Below are 18881 nucleotides of genomic sequence, written 5' to 3' on the forward strand. Positions count from 1 at the left end.
CTCACTCGTCCTCGGCGAGCGTGAGCTCGACACCGCCCACGAAACCGGCGGAGAGGTTGTAGATGAAGGCGCCGAGCGTCGCCAAAGCTGTGGCCAGGACCACATCGATCACCGCGATGATCGTCGTGAACATCAGGACACGCGGCAGCGACAGGAACGACTGAAGGTCGAACCCATTGGACTCGTTGGAGCCCGTCGCCTCCGAAATCGTCCCGCCGACCGTGGAGAAGACACCCATGGCGTCCATGACCATCCACAGGACGGCGGACGCCACAATCGTGCAGATCCCCAGCGCGATGGAGAGCAGGAAGCTGACCTTCATGACCGACCAGGGGTCGGCCTTCGCCACACGAAGCCGCGCCTTGCGCGTACGCGGTGTCGTACGCGCCCCGGTCCGCGGTCGCCGGACGCCTCCCTCGGGAGCCCCCTGATACGCCTGCGGCGGGTGATACGGCTTGGCCGGCTGCTGAGCGGGCTGACGCTCGCCGGGAAGCGCCCCGGCGTACTCCGCGCTATTGGCGTGCGCCTCCGGCTGCGGCCCCCGGGTGTCCGTCACGGTTCCCCCCTGCGCTCCTTGAGGGTCAGTGGCGGGGCCACGGCCGCCGTCCGCTCCGGTTGTGCTGCCTCCGGCGCCCGTGGCTCCACTCACGACCTAACTCCTCGCGCTACTCGGTCTCGGGCACGCTGCCCTCGTCCGTGCCGGCGGCCGCTGTGCCCTCGGCCGATTCGTCGACTACCGCATCGACTTCCTCGGCTTCGCGTCCGGCCTCGGCGTTACGAGCGATACCGACCACGGCATCGCGCTTGCCCAGGTTGATCAGTTGGACGCCCATGGTGTCACGGCCCGTCTCCCTGACCTCGCTGACTCGCGTACGAATCACACCGCCCGACAGTGTGATGGCGAGGATTTCGTCGGCCTCCTCGACCACCAGTGCACCGACGAGTTCGCCGCGATCCTCCACGATCTTGGCGGCCTTGATGCCGAGGCCGCCGCGGCCCTGGACGCGGTACTCGTCGACGTTGGTCCGCTTCGCGTACCCACCGTCAGTGGCAGTGAACACGAACGTACCGGGCCTGACGACATTCATCGAGAGCAGTTCATCGCCCTCGCGGAAACTCATTCCCTTGACGCCCGAGGTCGCACGGCCCATGGGGCGCAGTGCCTCGTCCGTTGCGGTGAACCTGATCGACTGGGCCTTCTTGCTGATGAGCAGCAGATCGTCCTCGGCCGACACCAGCTCGGCACCGATCAGTTCGTCGTCCGAACCGGCGTCCGTCTCGCGCAGGTTGATGGCGATGACGCCACCCGAACGAGGCGAGTCGTAGTCCTTCAGGGAGGTCTTCTTGACCAGACCCGCCTTGGTGGCGAGCACCAGGTAGGGCGCAGCGTCGTAGTCGCGGATGGCGAGGATCTCCGCGATCTGCTCGTCCGGCTGGAAGGCGAGCAGATTCGCCACGTGCTGGCCGCGCGCGTCACGTCCGGCGTCCGGGAGTTCGTACGCCTTCGCCCGGTACACCCGGCCCTTGTTGGTGAAGAACAGGAGCCAGTGGTGGGTGGTCGACACGAAGAAGTGGTCGACGATGTCGTCTTCCTTGAGCTTCGTGCCGCGCACGCCCTTGCCGCCGCGCTTCTGCGAGCGGTAGTCGTCGGTCTTGGTGCGCTTGACGTAGCCGCCACGGCTGATCGTGACGACGATGTCCTCTTCGGCGATGAGGTCCTCGATGGACATGTCGCCGTCGAAGGGCACCAGCTTGGAGCGGCGGTCGTCGCCGAACTTGTCGACGATCGCGGTGAGTTCCTCGCTGATGATCTGGCGCTGCCGCTCGGGCGAGGCCAGGATCGCGTTGTACTCGTTGATCTTCGCCTGGAGCTCGTCATGCTCCTGGGTGATCTTCTGGCGCTCCAGGGCGGCGAGCCGGCGCAGCTGCATCTCGAGGATGGCGTTGGCCTGGATCTCGTCGATGTCGAGCAGATCCATCAGGCCCGTGCGGGCGACGTCCACCGTTTCGCTGCGGCGGATGAGCGCGATGACCTCGTCGATCGCGTCCAGGGCCTTGAGCAGACCGCGCAGGATGTGGGCGCGCTCCTCGGCCTTGCGCAGGCGGTAGCGGGTGCGCCGGACGATGACCTCGACCTGGTGGTTCACCCAGTGACGGATGAAGGCGTCCAGGGAGAGCGTGCGGGGCACGCCGTCGACGAGCGCCAGCATGTTGGCGCCGAAGTTCGTCTGCAGGTCGGTGTGCTTGTAGAGGTTGTTCAGTACGACCTTGGCGACCGCGTCCCGCTTCAGGACGATGACGAGGCGCTGGCCGGTGCGGGAGCTGGTCTCGTCACGGACGTCCGCGATGCCGCCGACCTTGCCGTCCTTCACGAGGTCGGCGATCTTCTGGGCGAGGTTGTCCGGGTTGACCTGGTAGGGCAGCTCGGTGACGACCAGGCACTGGCGGCCCTGGATCTCCTCGACCTCGATGACCGCGCGCATCGTGATGGAGCCGCGGCCCGTGCGGTACGCCTCCTCGATGCCCTTGCGGCCCACGACGAGGGCGCCGGTCGGGAAGTCGGGGCCCTTGATGCGCTCGATCAGGGCGTCCAGGAGCTCCTCGTGGGAGGCCTCGGGGTTCTGCAGGTACCACAGGGCGCCGGCCGCGACCTCGCGCAGGTTGTGCGGCGGGATGTTGGTGGCCATGCCGACCGCGATGCCCGCGGAGCCGTTGACCAGCAGGTTCGGGAAGCGCGACGGGAGGACCGTCGGCTCCTGGTTACGGCCGTCGTAGTTGTCCGTGAAGTCGACGGTCTCCTCGTCGATATCGCGGACGATCTCCATGGAGAGCGGCGCCATCTTGCACTCGGTGTACCGCATGGCGGCCGCGGGGTCGTTGCCCGGAGAGCCGAAGTTGCCGTTGGAGTCGACCAGCGGCATCCGCATCGACCAGTGCTGGGCGAGGCGGACCAGGGCGTCGTAGATCGAGGAGTCGCCGTGCGGGTGGTACGTACCCATGACGTCGCCGACGACGCGGGCGCACTTGTAGAAGCCCTTCTCCGGGCGGTAGCCGCCGTCGTACATCGCGTACAGGACGCGGCGGTGGACGGGCTTGAGGCCGTCGCGTACGTCCGGCAGGGCGCGGGAGACGATGACGGACATCGCGTAGTCGAGATACGAGCGCTGCATCTCGGTCTCGAGCCCGACAGGCTCGACGCGCATGCCCACGCCCGGAACCTCGGGCTCGTCGGGCGAGGGGATGACGGGGGTGTTCGGGTCCGTGGGGGTGTTCGGGGTGTTCTCGTCGGCCATTGCTGGTCAAAGTCCTTTCGAGCTGCGGCTGGTACGGCCGACTCAGATGTCGAGGAAGCGGACGTCCTTGGCGTTGCGCTGGATGAACGAGCGCCGTGCCTCGACGTCCTCACCCATGAGCACGGAGAACAGGTCGTCGGCCTGGGCCGCGTCGTCGAGCGTCACCTGGCCGAGCACTCGGTGGTCGACGTCCATGGTGGTGATGCGCAGCTCCTCGGCGTTCATCTCGCCGAGACCCTTGAAGCGCTGGATCGTGTCGTCGCGGAAGCGCTTGCCGGCCTGCTTGCCCAGCTCGACCATGGCGTCACGCTCGCGGTCCGAGTACGCGTACTCGAAGTCGTCCCTCGACCACTTGAGCTTGTACAGCGGCGGACGGGAGAGGTACACGTGCCCGGCCTCGACCAGCGGGCGCATGAAGCGGAACAGGAAGGTCAGCAGCAGGGTGTTGATGTGCTGGCCGTCGACGTCGGCGTCCGCCATCAAGATGATCTTGTGGTAGCGGAGCTTCTCGATGTCGAAGTCCTCGTGGACCCCGGTGCCGAAGGCCGAGATAAGGGCCTGGACCTCGGTGTTCTGCAGGATCTTGTCGACCCTGGCCTTCTCCACGTTCAGGATCTTGCCGCGAATGGGCAGGATCGCTTGGTACTGCGGGTTACGGCCGGACTTGGCCGAGCCGCCTGCGGAGTCACCCTCGACGATGAAGATCTCGCACTTCGTCGGGTCGTTGGACTGGCAGTCGCTCAGCTTGCCCGGCAGCGAGGCGCTCTCCAGGAGGCCCTTGCGGCGGGTCAGGTCGCGGGCCTTGCGGGCGGCGACGCGCGCGGTCTGGGCCTGGATCGACTTGCGGACGATGTCCGCCGCCTCGTTCGGATTGCGGTCCAGCCAGTCCGTGAGGTGCTCGTGCACGACCTTCTGGACGAAGGTCTTCGCCTCGGTGTTGCCCAGCTTGGTCTTGGTCTGGCCCTCGAACTGGGGCTCGCCGAGCTTGACCGAGATGATCGCGGTCAGGCCCTCGCGGATGTCCTCGCCGGAGAGGTTGTCGTCCTTCTCGCGGAGCAGCTTCTTGTCGCGTGCGTACCGGTTGACCAGGGAGGTCAGCGCGGAACGGAAGCCCTCTTCGTGCGTACCGCCCTCATGGGTGTGGATCGTGTTCGCGAAGGAGTAGACGCCCTCGGTGAACTGCGTGTTCCACTGCATGGCGATCTCGACCGAGAGCATCCGCTCCTTGTCCTCGGCCTCCACGTCGATCACCGTGGGGTGAATGACGTCGCCCTTGCGGGAGTTGAGGTACTTCACGAAGTCGACGATGCCGCCTTCGTAGTGGTACGTGACCGAGCGGACCTGCTCGTCGTCGCCGGACTCGGCGGTGTCGGCGCCGGCCACGGCCTTCGCGGACGCACGCTCGTCCGTCAGCTTGATCGTCAGGCCCTTGTTGAGGAAGGCCATCTCCTGGAAGCGCCGCGAGAGCGTCTCGAAGGAGTACTCCGTGGTCTCGAAGATCTCGCCGTCGGCCCAGAACGTCACCGACGTACCGGTCTCGTCGGTGGCCTCGTGCCGCTCCAGCGGCGCGGTCGGGGCACCTGCCTTGTAGTCCTGCGTCCAGCGGTAGCCGTCGGTCTTGATGTCGACGGACAGCTTGGTCGACAGCGCGTTCACTACGGAGACGCCGACGCCGTGCAGACCGCCGGAGACCGCGTAACCGCCGCCGCCGAACTTGCCGCCCGCGTGCAGCACGGTGAGCACGACCTCGACGGCCGGCTTCTTCTCGACGGGATGGATACCCACCGGAATACCGCGGCCGTTGTCGACGACGCGCACGCCGCCGTCGGGCAGGATCGTGACGTCGATGGTGTCCGCGTACCCGGCCATCGCCTCGTCGACGGAGTTGTCGACGACTTCCTGCACGAGGTGGTGCAGTCCGCGCTCACCGGTGGAGCCGATGTACATGCCGGGTCGCTTGCGGACCGCGTCCAGACCCTCGAGGACGGTGATGGCGCTGGCGTCGTACGACGAGGCTGCTGCCTCGCCGTTCCCACCGGCGGCAGGGGACGGGATGTTCTCGTTGGGGTTGCCGGAATCGGCCACGAAGCGCCCTTTCTGGCACAGCACAAGCCGAGCCCCCGTCTTCGGCGGGAGCGGCTGCGTCGTTCAGTGTGTGTCGACTGGTGGTCGGCTGAGGTTGGACAGCCTGATGCAGCTTCTCGCGTGCGTTTCTGACCGCGTCCCACGAATGGGGCGAGATTAGCTTCCAGTCTACCGGTAGCGCCGACAGTGATGGGCGTTTGCCGGTACCTGAGTCCTCATGTGCCGCCCTGAACCGGCCGCAGCCGACTCCCCATATGCGGAGCGGGGCTCCAAGAGGCTCACACCGGCACTCAGCGCTTCGGGCTGTCAACCCTCCACTACGGTGAGGGAGGGCCTGGCCAGGTCCTAGCCGTAAGTGTCGCCGGGGCCCGTGCTTCCGGGGGCGCGCAAGGGGCCGAAGCGGCGGGCGGGACCCTGGGGTCCGTACACCTTGATCAGCTTTACGGTGCCCTGTCCGAGGTCCTGGTTGAGCCGCGCCACGAGCTGCGGGGCGAGCAGGCGCAGCTGTGTCGCCCAGGTCGTCGAGTCGCACTGGACGACGAGGACACGTGCCTCCTCGTCGTACTTCTGCGGCACACAGTGGTTGGCCAGGTCCTCGCCGACGATCTGCGGCCAGCGGCCCATGACGCCGCCCACCGCGGCGGGGGTCTCCCAGCCGCGTTCGGTGATGAGGCGGTTGATGGCGGCGCCCAGCGGCTGCGGGTCCCGGCCGTCCGCGCGTGCGCCGGACCTGAGGCCGCCACGCCGGGCCTGCTTCTTCTGCTCCGCGGCGGCACCACGCGCGCGTGCCTGTTCCTTTGCGGCGCGCAGGGCGACACGGGCGAGGTCCACTCCGGTGGGCTCGGGGGTCTTCTTCGGCACCCCGGGATCGCCCGGCCGGCCGACGGGGCCCTCTGATTCGGTCATGCGCGCGTCACCTCTCCCGCGGCGACGCTGAACCGCGTGCCCGCGAGCACTGCCGGCACGTCGTCGTCCACCGCGGCCGTCACCAGCACCTGCTCGCCCGGAGCGACCAGTTCCGCTAGCCGTTCCCGGCGGCGGGCGTCCAGTTCCGCGAAGACGTCGTCGAGTACGAGCACCGGTTCGTTCCCCTCGGCACGCAGCAGGTCGTACGAGGCCAGGCGCAGAGCGAGGGCGTACGACCAGGACTCGCCGTGGCTCGCGTACCCCTTGGCGGGGAGTTCGCCGAGCTTGAGGAGCAGATCGTCGCGGTGCGGGCCGACCAGGGTCACACCCCGCTCGATCTCCTGCTTGCGGACATCGGCGAGCGCGGCGATCACCTGCTCGTACAGCTCCTCGCGGCTCTGCCCGGGGCCTTCGGCCGACGGCCGGTACTCCAGGGCGAGCGGACCGCCGCCGGGCGCCAGCTGCTCGTACGCCTTGTCGGCGAGGGGCTGCAGGGTGGCGATCAGATCGAGCCGGTGGGCGAGCAACTCCGCGCCGGCCCGGGCCAGATGCTGGTCCCAGACGTCGAGCGTGGACATGTCCATCGACCGGCCGCCGTGTCTGCGGGCCATGGCCGCGGACTTGAGCAGGGTGTTGCGCTGTTTGAGGACGCGGTCGTAGTCGGAGCGCACCCCCGCCATCCGCGGGGAGCGTGCCGTGATCAGCTCGTCGAGGAAGCGGCGGCGCTCGCCCGGGTCGCCCTTCACCAGGGCGAGATCCTCCGGCGCGAACAGGACCGTACGCACGATGCCGAGTACATCACGCGGTCTGACCTGCGAGGACCTATTGATGCGGGCACGGTTCGCCCGGCCCGGGTTGAGCTCGAGCTCGATCAGCTGCTGGCGCTCGCCCTGGCGGACCGCGGCCCGGATGATCGCCCGGTCGGCTCCCATACGGACGAGGGGGGCGTCCGACGAGACCCGGTGGCTGCCCAGGCTGGCCAGATAGCCGACCGCCTCCACCAGATTGGTCTTGCCCTGGCCGTTGGGGCCCACGAACGCGGTGACGCCCGGGTCGAGCGGAACCTCGACCCGGGCGTACGACCGGAAGTCGGCCAGCGACAGATGCGTGACGTGCATGGTGTACGCCGACCTCCCCCGGCCTACTTCACTAGCTGACGGCCCTGCACAGGCTGTGGATCAGTGCGTGCGGGAACAGCGCCCCGCCCGATCAGTGCTCGCTCTTGGACTCGACGGCGTGGCCGCCGAACTGGTTGCGCAGCGCCGCGATCATCTTCATCTGCGGCGAGTCCTCCTGGCGCGAAGCGAAACGCGCGAAGAGGGACGCGGTGATGGCGGGCAGCGGAACGGCCTTGTCGATGGCGGCTTCCACAGTCCAGCGGCCTTCGCCGGAGTCCTGTGCGAAACCCTTGAGCTTGTCGAGGTGCTCGTCGTCGTCGAGGGCGTTGACCGCCAGGTCGAGCAGCCAGGAGCGGATGACCGTGCCCTCCTGCCAGCTGCGGAACACCTCGCGCACATCGGTGACCGAGTCCACGGCCTCAAGCAGCTCCCAGCCCTCGGCGTAGGCCTGCATCATCGCGTACTCGATGCCGTTGTGGACCATCTTGGCGAAGTGGCCCGCGCCGACCTTGCCCGCGTGCACGGAGCCGAAGTCGCCCTCCGGCTTCAGCGCGTCGAACACCGGCTGCACCTTGGCGACGTGCTCCTTGTCGCCGCCGTACATCAGCGCGTAGCCGTTCTCCAGGCCCCAGACGCCGCCGGAAACACCGCAGTCGACGAAGCCGATGCCCTTGGCCGCGAGCTCCTCGGCGTGCTTCTCGTCGTCCGTCCAGCGGGAGTTGCCGCCGTCCACGACGACATCGCCGGGCTCGAGAAGCTCGGCCAGCTCATCGATGGTGGACTGCGTCGCGGCACCGGCCGGCACCATGACCCAGACCACGCGGGGGCCCTTCAGCTTCCCCACGAGCTCCTGCAGGCTGTGGACATCCGCGAGGTCCGGGTTGCGGTCGTATCCGATGACGGTGTGGCCTGCGCGGCGGATGCGCTCGCGCATGTTGCCGCCCATCTTGCCCAGACCGACGAGACCAAGCTCCATCAGGTGTTCCTTCAACTAGCGTGCTGGTGTTTCGTACCCACGTCCGAGACTACGCCCGGACCTGGCCGCACACCTGCTGGCCTCGGCCGCACAGCTGAGCGCGGCCGGGCCTGGTCCCTCTACGGCTCAGCCGCTGAGGCGCACGGGCATGATCAGGTACTTGTACGCCTCGTCCGCCTCGGCGTCCACGGCCGGCTTGCCGCTGAGCAGCGCGGGCTTGGTGGACGTCGTGAAGGAGAGCTGGGCGGCCGGGGAGTCGATCGCACTCAGGCCGTCGAGCAGGAACGTCGGGTTGAAGGCGATCGAGATGTCGTCGCCCTCCAGCTGGGCGTCGACCCTTTCCACAGCCTGTGCGTCATCGCTGGAGCCGGCCTCCAGGATCAGCACGCCCTGCTCGAAGCTCAGCCGGACCGGAGTGTTCCGCTCGGCCACCAGGGCCACGCGCTTCACGGCCTCCACGAACGGGGCGGTCTCGATGACCGCGACCGAGTTGAACTCGGTGGGGAACAGGGTGCGGTACTTCGGCAGATCGCCTTCGAGCAGCCGCGTCGTCGTACGCCGCCCGGCGCCCTCGAAACCGATCAGGCCCTCGCCAGCGCCCGAGCTGGACAGCGCGATGGTGACGCTGTCGCCGCTCGTCAGGGACTTGGCGGTGTCCTGCAGGGTCTTGGCGGGCACCAGGGCGACCGCGGAGGTGTCGGGCACCTCGGGCTTCCACAGGAACTCGCGGACCGCGAAGCGGTAGCGGTCGGTGGAGGCCAGCGTGACCGTGTCGCCCTCGATCTCGATCCGCACACCCGTGAGCACCGGCAGGGTGTCGTCACGGCCGGCCGCGATGGCGACCTGGGCGGCCGCGGCGGCGAAGACCTCACCGGGCACGGTGCCGGTGGCGGTGGGCATCTGCGGCAGCGCCGGGTACTCCTCCACAGGCAGGGTGTGGAGTGTGAATCGCGAGGAGCCGCAGACCACGGTCGCCCGCACACCGTCTGTGGAGATCTCCACCGGGCGGTTGGGGAGGGCGCGGCAGATGTCCGCGAGCAGTCGGCCGGACACGAGAACCGTGCCGTCCTCCTCGATCTCCGCCTCGACCGAGACCCGCGCCGAGACCTCGTAGTCGAAGCCGGACAGGCTCAGGGCGCCGTCCTCCGCCTTCAGCAGCAGGCCCGCCAGGACCGGCGCCGGCGGACGGGCCGGGAGGCTGCGCGCCGCCCAGGCCACTGCCTCCGCGAGTACATCGCGCTCCACCCGGATCTTCACCGTAAGCCGCCTCCTGCTGTTGCCTGGCTGCTCGCCCTGCTTGGCCTGCTGAGCCTTCGTCGTCTGATTGGCGAGTCCCCAGGGTGGGGAGAACGCCGGGGACCAGTCTGACGTACGGCACGGACACTCGGTGCGGGTCGGGGTCAAGTCGTGATGAGCGGCAGCCGACCGACGAACCCCGAGTTGTGCACAGCCCCGTCTTCGAGGCAATTTCCCCGGTCTATCTACGTGGGGGTAGTAGTAGGGGCTGTGGAAACGGTGGAAAACCTCGTTTTCGCAGGTCAGAGCCCATTTTTTGTCCACTGCGCCTGTGGGCGGGGACCGTGGAAAACCATGCTCCGCTGTGGACGGGGGAAAGTTCTGCACACCCGGTGCACAGGGCAGGGCGACTTCTCCCCAGCGCCGTCCCCAGCTTTACCCCGGTTCCCCACAGCCCAACCGGACACCTTGGTGTGACGGCTTTCACTCGACCCGGTGAGAGGGCGCGTTGCGTTGCCGAACAGTGGACAGGTGTGTGGAGAAGCCGGGTAAAGCTGGGGACAACTGCCCGAAGCCTGTGGGCCGCTGGTGGACAACGCTCGGGCAGCCCTGTGGGCACAAGATTCATCCACAGGCTGTGGAGATCGTTCGTCCACCAATCCACAACCGGCTGACCTGGCTTGATGGTGTGTCACCAGGCCTCCTTGTGGACGCAGTATGGACAACTTCCCAGTCCCCAGGGTGTGGACGGCAAAAAGGCGGCAGATCTGTGGAGAACAGCCGTGTCCCGCAAGGGAATCGAACACCGCGCGGCCGCCGGGGAGCGCGAACGGGAGCCGGAAAGCACTCAGGGCGCTCCGGAACGGTGTCCCGGAGCGCCCTGAGGAGCCGTATCTCGGCTGCTGTCAGCCGTTCTTGATGCGGTTGGTGAGCTCGGTGACCTGGTTGTAGATGGAGCGCCGCTCGGCCATCAGCGCGCGGATCTTCCGGTCGGCGTGCATCACCGTCGTGTGGTCGCGGCCCCCGAACTGGGCACCGATCTTCGGCAGCGAGAGATCGGTCAGCTCGCGGCAGAGGTACATGGCGATCTGGCGGGCCGTCACCAGGACGCGGCTGCGCGAGGATCCGCACAGGTCGTCCACCGTGAGCCCGAAGTAGTCGGCGGTGGCGGCCATGATGGCCGTCGCCGTGATCTCCGGAGCCGCGTCCTCGCCGCCCGGGATCAGGTCCTTGAGCACGATCTCGGTCAGCCCGAGGTCGACCGGCTGACGGTTGAGCGACGCGAACGCCGTCACCCGGATCAGCGCGCCCTCCAGCTCACGGATGTTCCGCGAGATCCGCGAGGCGATGAACTCAAGGACCTCCGGCGGGGCGTTGAGCTGCTCCTGCACCGCCTTCTTACGGAGGATCGCGATGCGCGTCTCCAGCTCGGGCGGCTGGACGTCGGTGATCAGTCCCCACTCGAACCGGTTGCGCAGCCGGTCCTCCAGGGTCACCAGCTGCTTGGGCGGCCGGTCGCTGGAGAGCACGATCTGCTTGTTCGCGTTGTGGAGCGTGTTGAAGGTGTGGAAGAACTCCTCCTGCGTCGACTCCTTGTCCGCGAGGAACTGGATGTCGTCGACGAGCAGGATGTCCATCTCGCGGTAGCGCTTGCGGAAGCTGTCGCCCTTGCCGTCGCGGATGGAGTTGATGAACTCGTTGGTGAACTCCTCCGAGCTCACATAGCGCACCCGTGTACCCGGGTAGAGGCTGCGCGCATAGTGCCCGATGGCGTGCAGCAGATGTGTTTTGCCGAGTCCCGACTCCCCGTAGATGAACAGCGGGTTGTACGCCTTCGCCGGCGCCTCGGCGACCGCGACCGCGGCCGCGTGCGCGAACCGGTTCGAGGCGCCGATGACGAAGGTGTCGAAGAGGTACTTGGGGTTCAGGCGGGCGGTCGGCTCACCAGGGCCCGTGGCGGGTGCGGGCTGCGCGGCCAGCGGGCCGGGGGCGCCACTGGACGCGGGCAGCGAGCTCGAGCCGGGGCCGCCGCCGTGCACACCGCGGTTGCCGGGGCCCTGATGGCCACCGTGGCCGGGGCGTCCCGAGTCGTTGTGGTCACGGCGCTCGGCGCGCGGCGGCTCGTAGGGCGAGCGCTCCTGCTGCTCGTACGAGGGCCGCTCCTGCTGGTCGTACTGCGGCCGCTCCTGCTGTTCGTACTGCGAGCGGTCCTGCGGCGGGCCGGGGCGGTAGTCGTGCTGGGGCTGCTGCGGGTGCGAGGCATAGGGGTCGCGCTCCGGGAACCCGAGCCGCGGCTGCTGCCAGCCGTAGTCGTCCTGCGTCGGCCGCGGCCAGGCGCCGGGCTCGGAACGCTGGTAGTCCGGATAGGCGGGGCGGGCCGTCGGCAGCTGGTCCGGGCGGGCGCCGGGGTGCTGCTCGTGGCGTCCGGGCGGGCCGTCGTCGTGGCGCCGGTAGCTCTCGTACTGCTGCTCGCGCTGATCCCGCGGGTCTCTCTGATCCCTCTGGTCCCTCGGGTCCCGGCCCTGCGCCTGCCCCTGCCCCTGCCCCTGGCTCTGGCCGGACGAGGGCGACTCGTGCTCGTCGTAACGCTGCTGCGGGTCGTCGTAGCGCTGCACCGGGGGCGCGGGCGGGGCGGGCTCGGCCGCGGAGTCGTCGACCGTGATGGCGATACGGATCGGCCGGCCGCACTCACGGCTGAGGGTCTCGCTGACGATGGGCGCGAGCCGGCCCTCGAGGACGCCCTTGGCGAACTCGTTCGGAACGGCCAGCAGTGCGGTGTCGGCGACCAGCGCCAAGGGCTGGCAGCGCTTGATCCAGTGCTCGTCCTTCGCCTCGACACCCTGACCGCGACCCTCGCCGAGGAGTTGTTCCAGCACTCGTGGCCACACTGCGGCAAGATCGGCAGGTACGTCAGCCACAGGGCACGCTCTCTCATGGGTCCCACGAATGTGTGGTTCTTGGGACAGGTCGTAACGGAAATCGGGTGGTGCGGTGGGAAGGGAACGAATCGGAGTTCAGCCAAGGTAGTCAGGGCGACCGGTGCGGTTCAAGTTGTTGTCCACAGGCTGTGCACAGTGTCTCCCGGTGTGCTGCCGGTTTGACCGGATGGCGTAGCCGCGCGTACCGTAACCAGGTCGAGTTGTCGATGGCTGCTGCCGCCTGCCTCCGATGGGCATGGATCACGGACCCGAGGGCCCGTGCAGCGGTGCACTCGGGCGTATGCGAGCTCTTCGCGGGCGCACGGTGACAGCCAAGCGACACCCCGCAGTCACCCGATTCATTTCTGGAGCCCCCGAGTGAGCAAGCGCACCTTCCAGCCGAACAACCGTCGTCGCGCGAAGACCCACGGCTTCCGGCTGCGTATGCGGACCCGTGCCGGCCGCGCCGTCCTGGCGTCCCGCCGCAGCAAGGGTCGCGCCCGCCTGTCTGCCTGATCGCACGACAGGTCATGACGTCGTGCTGCCTACCGACAACCGGCTGAGGCGGCGCGAAGACTTCGCGACCGCGGTACGCCGAGGACGCCGGGCCGGACGCCCGCTTCTCGTCGTCCATCTACGCAGCGGTGCAACGGACCCGCACGCGCCTGGGGAGAGCGTTCCCCCGACGTGTGCGGGTTTCGTCGTGAGCAAGGCCGTGGGCGGAGCGGTCGTACGCAACAAGGTGAAGCGCAGACTTCGCCACTTGATGCGCGAACGGCTCGACCAGCTGCCCCCCGGTAGCCTGGTAGTCGTACGAGCGTTGCCCGGTGCAGGCGACGCCGACCATGCACAGCTGGCCCGAGACCTGGATGTCGCACTACAGCGGCTGCTGGGAGGGGGCGCGCGATGAAGTACCCGCTGCTGGCTCTGATCAAGATCTACCAGTGGACCATCAGCCCATTGCTGGGGCCGGTGTGCAAGTACTACCCGTCGTGCTCCCACTACGGCTTCCAGGCCATCGATCGCCACGGTGCGATCAAGGGGACGGCGCTCACCGCTTGGCGCATCCTGCGGTGCAATCCGTGGTCGCACGGTGGTGTCGATCATGTGCCGCCGCGCAAGCGGCCACGCTGGCACGAAATGCTGCGCAACGCCTGGCGCAACAAGGGCGGGAACTCCGCCACTGAGACCCCGTCCCATGCTCAAGGAGCCTGATTAGTGGACACGATTGCCAGTCTCTTCAGCTTTATCACCACACCTGTCTCCTGGATCATCGTCCAGTTCCACAAGCTGTACGGGGCGATCTTCGGCCCCGACACGGGCTGGGCCTGGGGACTGTCCATCGTGTCCCTGGTGATCCTGATTCGTATCTGCCTGATCCCGCTCTTCGTGAAGCAGATCAAGGCGACTCGTGGCATGCAGACGCTGCAGCCCGAGATGAAGAAGATCCAGGAGCGCTACAAGAACGACAAGCAGCGTCAGTCCGAAGAGATGATGAAGCTGTACAAGGAGACGGGTACCAACCCGCTCTCCTCGTGCCTTCCCATCCTGGCGCAGTCGCCGTTCTTCTTCGCCCTGTACCACGTGCTGAACGGCATCGCGTCGAACAAGCCGATCGGTGAGATCGACGGCGCGCTGCTCGCGAGCGCCCAGAAGGCCCATATCTTCGGTGCCCCGCTGGCCGCCAAGTTCATGGACAGCGCCGAGAAGGTCGCGTCCCTGGACGCCACGCTGCTCAACGTCCGCATCGTCACCGCGGTCATGATCATCATGATGTCGCTGTCGCAGTTCTTCACGCAGCGCCAGCTGATGACGAAGAACGTCGACATGACGGTCAAGACGCCGTTCATGCAGCAGCAGAAGATGCTGATGTACGTCTTCCCCGTCATCTTCGCGGTCTTCGGTATCAACTTCCCCGTCGGTGTTCTCGTCTACTGGCTGACCACCAACGTGTGGACCATGGGCCAGCAGATGTACGTCATCCGCCAGAACCCGACCCCTGGCAGCAAGGCGCAGGCCGCCTACCTCGAACGTCTGCAGGCGCGGCTGACCCGGAACCCGGGCGGCAAGATGCGTAAGAGTGAGCGCAATATCGTCAAGGCGATCGTGGCCAAGGGCCGGGACCGCAACGACACCGAGCGCAAGTTCATCAACGGCCTGAGCAAGGCCGGCCTGGCGGCCCAGACCGACGGTGTCGTGGCGAAGAGCGATACGGCCGTCGCCGTGGCCGATGACGACAGCGGTGCCTCCGCCGGTGGAGGTACGCCCAAGCGGCAGCAGCCCAAGCGGCAGAGCAAGTCCCAGCGGCAGGCCCAGGCGGCCGCCAAGGAGGACGAGGCGGCGTCCAAGACCTCCCTGACGAAGTCCGGGGACGAGCCCAAGGACTCCACCTCTCAGGCCAAGCCGGCGGGTGCCAAGCCCAACTCCGGTAACCGCAGCAAAGCCAAGTCCGGGCAGCGCAAGGGCCAGCAGCGCCCCAAGCACCCGTCCAAGAAGTAAGAAGGAGTCCATCCCGTGACGGAAGGCACCACCACCTCGGCTGCTGCTGAGGCCGGCGACACCCTGACCCGCCTTGAGCAGGAGGGCGAGATCGCGGCGGACTACCTCGAAGGTCTGCTGGACATCGCCGATCTCGACGGCGACATCGACATGGACGTCGAGGCCGACCGGGCCGCTGTCTCGATCATCAGCGACTCCGGCAGCCGTGACCTGCAGAAGCTGGTCGGCCGTGACGGCGAAGTGCTCGAAGCGCTTCAGGAGCTCACGCGCCTGGCGGTGCACCGTGAGACCGGTGACCGCAGCCGTCTGATGCTCGACATCGCGGGCTACCGGGCGAAGAAGCGCACGGAACTCTCCGAGCTGGGCGCCAAGGCTGCCGCCGAGGTCAAGAGCTCGGGCGAGCCGATGAAGCTCAAGCCGATGACGCCGTTCGAGCGCAAGGTCGTCCACGACGCGGTCAAGAGCGCGGGTCTGCGCAGCGAGTCCGAGGGCGAAGAGCCGCAGCGCTTCGTCGTCGTCCTGCCCGCCTGAGCGACGCGCAGTATCCGGCCCCGTCTGTTCGCAGGCGGGGCCGATCTTTGTCAGCCTGATAGTCAGCACCCAGTGCGGTACGGAAGGACGGTCCCCGTGACGGAGGCAGCAGAACTCCCCCCGGCGCCGGAACAGGCTCGGGAGGTATTCGGTGAGCGCTTCGCCGATGCGGTCCGGTACGCGGAGCTTCTGGCCGACGCCGGGGTACAGCGGGGGCTGATCGGCCCGCGTGAGGTGCCCCGGCTCTGGGAGCGGCACCTGCTGAACTGCGCGGTGCTCTCCGAGGTCGTGCCCGAGGGCGTGACGGTGTGCGATGTCGGCTCGGGCGCCGGGCTGCCGGGTATCCCACTGGCCCTGGTCCGGCCCGACCTGAAGATCACCCTCCTTGAACCCCTGCTGCGCCGCACCAACTTCCTCACGGAAGTGGTGGAGCTCCTGGGCCTGGAGCACGTCACCGTCGTTCGCGGACGGGCCGAAGAGGTCCTGGGGAAGCTGACGCCCGTCCATGTGGTGACCGCGCGGGCGGTGGCCCCACTCGACCGTCTCGCCACATGGGGAGTGCCGCTGCTGCGCCCGTACGGCGAGATGCTGTTGCTGAAGGGCGATACGGCCGAGGAAGAGGTCAAGACCGCCCGTGCGGCGCTGAACAAGCTCGGCGCCGTCGATGTCTCCGTGCTGCATGTCGGCGACGGAGTGGTGGACCCGCTGTCCACGGTGGTGCGGGTCGAGGTCGGTGAGAGCCCGGGCGGTGTGCGCTTCGCGGCGAAGCGGGCCAAGGCGGCCAGGGCGGGGCGCGTACGACGCCGACGCTGATCCGTCCTGATGGCCAGCCATACTCCACACAAGCAGCCAAACTGACGCACGTCGGAGTGTCGTGAGCTTCTGACGTTGACTGCTAGGCATCGTGTTTCACGTGAAACGTCGCTCACTGCTGCATGGCATCATCAGCCGTGGTCGCGCTGCGGCTCCGCGTGATCGCAAGCCCCCCGTAGGGGGCACGGAGTTTTCCACAGAGGTGGATTCATCCACAGAAGAACGGGCCTCGCTGGTTCACGACCCCAAAGACATGGGAGGCTCTGTTCATTGCGAGCCTGAAGTCGAGGAGAGTGAATCGTTGCGGTCCGACGCCAACATCGCGGGACCGATGACCGATCCGGTCCCCGGTCCCCGTACCGAATCGGCGGGGGAGGATGTTTCACGTGAAACACCGACTCCGATGGACGACACCCCCATTGGACGTGCTGCCCAACTGGCGGTGGAAGCTCTCGGCCGCGCCGGCGAGGGCCTGCCACGGCCTGAGCAGACCCGAGTCATGGTGGTCGCCAACCAGAAGGGCGGGGTCGGCAAGACCACGACGACGGTGAATCTGGCCGCGTCACTCGCGCTGCACGGTGCGCGCGTCCTGGTGATCGACCTCGATCCTCAGGGCAATGCGTCCACCGCGCTTGGGATCGACCATCACGCCGAAGTCCCTTCTATCTACGACGTGTTGGTGGAGAGCAAGCCTCTCTCCGAAGTCGTCCAGCCAGTCCCCGATGTAGAGGGTCTCTTCTGCGCGCCCGCCACCATCGATCTCGCCGGTGCGGAGATCGAGCTGGTGTCGCTGGTCGCACGAGAGAGCCGACTGCAGCGGGCGATCCAGGCGTACGAGCAGCCTCTGGACTACGTTCTCATCGACTGCCCGCCGTCCTTGGGCCTGTTGACCGTGAACGCATTGGTCGCCGGCGCCGAGGTCCTTATCCCGATCCAGTGCGAGTACTACGCACTGGAGGGGCTCGGCCAGCTTCTGCGCAATGTCGATCTGGTGCGCGGCCACCTCAATCCGGATCTGCATGTGTCGACGATCCTGCTCACCATGTACGACGGCCGGACCCGCCTTGCCTCCCAGGTGGCGGACGAAGTGCGCAACCACTTCGGCGACGAGGTGCTGCGGACGAGCATCCCCCGTTCCGTGCGTATCTCCGAGGCTCCGAGCTACGGGCAGACCGTACTGACCTATGATCCGGGCTCCAGTGGTGCTCTCTCGTATCTTGAGGCGGCACGAGAGATGGCGCTTCGTGGCGTAGGTGTGCGTTACGACGCACAGCACGCCCATGCTGGCGCCCAGAATGATCAGCGAAATCTGTCGGAGGGGATCCAGTGAGCGAGCGACGTAGAGGGCTGGGGCGCGGACTTGGCGCGCTGATCCCCGCGGCCCCGACCGGTGAGAAGCCGACAGTACCGGCGCCTGGTGAAGCAGGGACGTCTCCGGGAGCCGTGCCGCTCCTCACCGCGGAGCGTGGAGTGGCGGCCGCCAAGGTCGCCTCTCTGCCGCAGGGGAACGTTCCACGTGAAACCGAGGAGCCGGCGACTGCGGCAGCTCCCACGCCGGAGCCTCCCCCGGGGGCTCACTTCGCCGAGCTTCCGCTCGACTCCATCACGCCCAACCCGCGGCAGCCGCGTGAGGTCTTCGACGAGGACGCCCTCTCGGAGCTGATCACCTCCATCAAGGAGGTCGGGCTTCTCCAGCCCGTCGTCGTAAGGCAGTTGGGGCCGTCGCGGTATGAGCTCATCATGGGCGAGCGCCGTTGGCGGGCCTGTCGTGAGGCGGGCCTGGAGCGTATCCCGGCCATCGTGCGTGCCACGGAGGACGAGAAGCTTCTCCTGGACGCGCTCCTGGAGAACCTGCACCGTGCGCAGCTGAACCCTCTTGAGGAGGCGGCCGCGTACGACCAGCTGCTCAAGGACTTCAGCTGCACACATGACCAGCTGGCGGACCGGATCGGTCGTTCACGGCCGCAGGTCTCCAACACGCTGAGGCTTCTCAAGCTGTCCCCGGCGGTACAGCGCAGGGTTGCCGCAGGCGTGCTGTCAGCCGGGCACGCCCGCGCGCTGCTCGCCGTCGAGGACTCGGAGGAGCAGGACCGCCTCGCTCACCGGATCGTTGCCGAAGGGCTGTCGGTGCGGGCGGTCGAGGAGATCGTCACGCTGATGGGCTCCCGGCCGAAGAGCGCTCCGCGAAACAAGGGGCCGCGCGCCGGAGGGCGCCTTTCGCCGGCCCTCACCGATCTGGCCTCCCGGCTGTCGGACCGCTTCGAGACCCGGGTGAAGGTCGACCTGGGGCAGAAGAAGGGCAAGATCGTCGTCGAGTTTGCCTCGATGGACGACCTGAACCGCATCCTCGGTTCGCTGGCCCCGGGTGAGGGGTCGGTTCTGGAGAAGGGGCTCTCCGAGCAAGAGGAAGAAGAGAGCTGAGCGTATAGACCGCTGAGAGCGGGCCGTGTCCGGTGTGTACCGGAACACGGCCCGCTCTTTGCTTTCTGGCGGTATCGATGCAATC

The 18881-nt window shown here is 67.7% G+C and carries 16 protein-coding genes; 8 read left to right on the forward strand and 8 right to left on the reverse strand.

Annotated features, from left to right (window positions below; translation table 11 throughout):
• Position 1: 1 nt before the first annotated feature.
• From ACFQVC_RS17130 to dnaA, 8 genes are all read right to left on the reverse strand, one after another.
• Positions 2–649 (reverse strand): DUF3566 domain-containing protein, encoded by a 648-nt coding sequence (locus ACFQVC_RS17130; protein ID WP_381831295.1) that lies wholly within the window; start codon positions 647–649, stop codon positions 2–4.
• Positions 650–665: 16 nt separating this feature from the next.
• A complete protein-coding gene (gene gyrA / locus ACFQVC_RS17135) occupies positions 666–3293 on the reverse strand; it encodes a DNA gyrase subunit A (RefSeq protein ID WP_381831296.1) in 2628 nt (875 codons plus the stop codon).
• Positions 3294–3335: 42 nt separating this feature from the next.
• Positions 3336–5402 carry a DNA topoisomerase (ATP-hydrolyzing) subunit B gene (gene gyrB / locus ACFQVC_RS17140; RefSeq protein WP_381831297.1) on the reverse strand — a complete coding sequence of 689 codons (2067 nt, stop codon included), beginning with the start codon at positions 5400–5402 and terminating at the stop codon, positions 3336–3338.
• Positions 5403–5723: 321 nt separating this feature from the next.
• Entirely contained in the window at positions 5724–6284 is a 561-nt protein-coding gene (locus tag ACFQVC_RS17145) for a DciA family protein (protein ID WP_381831298.1), read from the reverse strand.
• Entirely contained in the window at positions 6281–7402 is a 1122-nt protein-coding gene (gene recF / locus ACFQVC_RS17150; RefSeq protein ID WP_381831299.1) for a DNA replication/repair protein RecF, read from the reverse strand. Before recF ends, ACFQVC_RS17145 begins: the two co-directional genes overlap by 4 nt.
• Before the next feature lie 91 nt (positions 7403–7493).
• Positions 7494–8378, reverse strand: a complete 885-nt coding sequence (gene gnd / locus ACFQVC_RS17155; RefSeq protein WP_381831300.1) for a phosphogluconate dehydrogenase (NAD(+)-dependent, decarboxylating) — start codon at positions 8376–8378, stop codon at positions 7494–7496.
• Positions 8379–8504: 126 nt separating this feature from the next.
• Entirely contained in the window at positions 8505–9635 is a 1131-nt protein-coding gene (gene dnaN, locus ACFQVC_RS17160; protein ID WP_381831301.1) for a DNA polymerase III subunit beta, read from the reverse strand.
• Between the two features lie 884 nt (positions 9636–10519).
• On the reverse strand, positions 10520–12532 hold the full coding sequence (gene dnaA, locus ACFQVC_RS17165) for a chromosomal replication initiator protein DnaA (protein WP_381831302.1): 2013 nt from the start codon (positions 12530–12532) through the stop codon (positions 10520–10522).
• Between the two features lie 378 nt (positions 12533–12910).
• On the opposite strand from dnaA, the gene rpmH reads away from it, so the two are divergent.
• From rpmH to ACFQVC_RS17205, 8 genes are all read left to right on the forward strand, one after another.
• Positions 12911–13048 carry a 50S ribosomal protein L34 gene (gene rpmH / locus ACFQVC_RS17170; RefSeq protein ID WP_016644655.1) on the forward strand — a complete coding sequence of 46 codons (138 nt, stop codon included), beginning with the start codon at positions 12911–12913 and terminating at the stop codon, positions 13046–13048.
• Between the two features lie 22 nt (positions 13049–13070).
• On the forward strand, positions 13071–13442 hold the full coding sequence (rnpA, locus tag ACFQVC_RS17175; protein WP_381831303.1) for a ribonuclease P protein component: 372 nt from the start codon (positions 13071–13073) through the stop codon (positions 13440–13442).
• Positions 13439–13747, forward strand: coding sequence for a membrane protein insertion efficiency factor YidD (gene yidD, locus ACFQVC_RS17180; protein ID WP_308945462.1), 309 nt, complete (start codon positions 13439–13441; stop codon positions 13745–13747). Before rnpA ends, yidD begins: the two co-directional genes overlap by 4 nt.
• 3 nt (positions 13748–13750) lie before the next feature.
• Entirely contained in the window at positions 13751–15031 is a 1281-nt protein-coding gene (gene yidC, locus ACFQVC_RS17185; protein WP_381831304.1) for a membrane protein insertase YidC, read from the forward strand.
• Positions 15032–15046: 15 nt separating this feature from the next.
• Positions 15047–15562, forward strand: coding sequence for a Jag family protein (locus tag ACFQVC_RS17190; protein ID WP_381831305.1), 516 nt, complete (start codon positions 15047–15049; stop codon positions 15560–15562).
• A gap of 96 nt (positions 15563–15658) precedes the next feature.
• Positions 15659–16375, forward strand: coding sequence for a 16S rRNA (guanine(527)-N(7))-methyltransferase RsmG (rsmG, locus tag ACFQVC_RS17195; RefSeq protein WP_381831306.1), 717 nt, complete (start codon positions 15659–15661; stop codon positions 16373–16375).
• Positions 16376–16628: 253 nt separating this feature from the next.
• Positions 16629–17705, forward strand: a complete 1077-nt coding sequence (locus ACFQVC_RS17200; protein ID WP_381831471.1) for a ParA family protein — start codon at positions 16629–16631, stop codon at positions 17703–17705.
• Complete coding sequence (locus ACFQVC_RS17205; protein ID WP_381831307.1) at positions 17702–18796, forward strand: ParB/RepB/Spo0J family partition protein; 1095 nt, start codon at positions 17702–17704, stop codon at positions 18794–18796. The genes ACFQVC_RS17200 and ACFQVC_RS17205 overlap by 4 nt, the downstream gene beginning before the upstream one ends.
• The last annotated feature ends 85 nt before the right edge of the window (positions 18797–18881 follow it).

This window comes from Streptomyces monticola (genome assembly GCF_042665355.1).
Lineage (GTDB): Bacteria > Actinomycetota > Actinomycetes > Streptomycetales > Streptomycetaceae > Streptomyces > Streptomyces monticola.